At 42.9% G+C, this 1,716-nt stretch carries 1 protein-coding gene and 1 pseudogene; both read left to right on the top strand.

Features of this window, described 5'->3' with window-relative positions; genetic code table 11:
- A pseudogene (locus A3739_RS13905) lies at positions 1-157 on the top strand (formyltetrahydrofolate deformylase); the annotation flags it as partial.
- Positions 158-433: 276 nt separating this feature from the next.
- On the top strand, positions 434-1,716 hold a 1,283-nt coding region (locus A3739_RS13900; protein WP_304440278.1), incomplete at its 3' end, for a DNA gyrase subunit A.

Below are 1,716 nucleotides of genomic sequence, written 5' to 3'. Positions count from 1 at the left end.
TGATCAGGATGTGATTCGTATTAATCACAGTGATACGATCGAAGATATGGTGCGCCTAGGCAAGGATGCAGAGAAGACTGTGTTGGCGCGTGGCTTGCGATTGCATATTGAAGATCGTGTTATCATTCATGAAAACAAAACGGTCGTATTCGCGTAAATTTCAGTTCTAAGGCGCGACTTTCTGTTGCGCTTTCTTCGCTTTCAGATCTTATTCAAAAATAGTGCGTTAACAAGCCCTCTAAAACGCGCTAAATGCTCTCTTTTGTTTTGTGCTTATGGTATAGTGCGTTGATTAATTTTGCGCTAACTTCCAAAATTGCTTTTGGTTTCAGTAAAACGCAAAGAAAGGCAAAGCGCTTCAATTTTTGCCTAATAACGATAAGTGCTCTAAGAGCATTACAAAAACGATCGAAATGAAAGGAATGCACTCCCTATGAGTGATCACGCTAAAGAAATCCTTCCCGTAAATATTGAAGATGAGTTGAAGCAGTCATACCTTGATTACGCGATGAGCGTAATCGTTGGTAGAGCATTGCCAGATGCTCGTGATGGTTTGAAACCTGTTCACCGACGTGTTCTTTTCGCAATGAGTGAATTGAACAACGATTGGAACAAAGCATACAAAAAGTCTGCTCGTGTTGTTGGTGATGTGATCGGTAAATACCACCCACATGGTGATTCTGCGGTCTACGATACAATTGTTCGTATGGCTCAGCCATTTTCTCTTCGTTACACATTGGTAGATGGTCAGGGTAACTTCGGTTCTATCGATGGGGATAATCCAGCTGCGATGCGTTATACGGAAATCCGTATGCAGAAGCTTGCGCATTCTTTGCTTGCTGATCTAGAGAAAGAAACGGTCGATTTTGTTCCTAACTATGATGGCACAGAGCAAATCCCAGAAGTCTTACCGACTCGTGTTCCTAACTTATTGGTGAATGGTTCATCAGGTATTGCGGTTGGTATGGCAACGAACATTCCTCCGCATAATTTGAATGAAGTTGTCAGTGGCTGTTTAGCCTTGTTAGACAATTCAGATATTACGACTGATGAGTTGATGGATTACATTCCTGGTCCAGATTTCCCGACTTCAGCGATTATTAACGGTCGAGCTGGTATTGTTCAGGCATATCAGACTGGTCGCGGTAAAATTTATCTACGCGCGCGTTATGAAGTGGAAACAGACGCGAAAGGTAAAGAGCGCATTGTCGTTACAGAAATTCCTTATCAGGTTAACAAGGCGCGTTTGATTGAGAAAATCGCAGAGCTTGTTAAAGATAAAAAGATCGAAGGGATTACCGAGCTTCGAGATGAGTCAAACAAAGAGGGCATGCGTATTGTTATTGAGTTACGTCGAGGTGAAGTGCCAGATGTAATTATGAATAACTTGTATTCTCAAACTCAGCTTGAGAACGTGTTTGGTATCAACATGGTTGCGCTTGTTGATGGTGAGCCAAAGACGATTAATCTTAAGCAGTCACTTGAGATTTTTGTTAAGCACCGTAGAGAAGTCGTTACCCGTCGTACTGTTTATTTGTTACGTAAAGCGAGAGAGCGTGGCCATATTCTCGAAGGTCTTACCGTCGCGCTTGCGAATATCGATCCAGTAATTGAGCTCATTAAGAAATCTCCAACCTCTGCTGAAGCGAAAGAAGCTTTGCTTGCTCAAGCTTGGGAGCCAGGTGCTGTAGTCGGCATGCTCGAGAAAGCGGGCGT

It is taken from the genome of Oleiphilus sp. HI0067, assembly GCF_001635735.1.
Note: the sequence above shows the minus strand (reverse complement) of the source record. Positions and strands in the feature narration are given on the sequence as shown.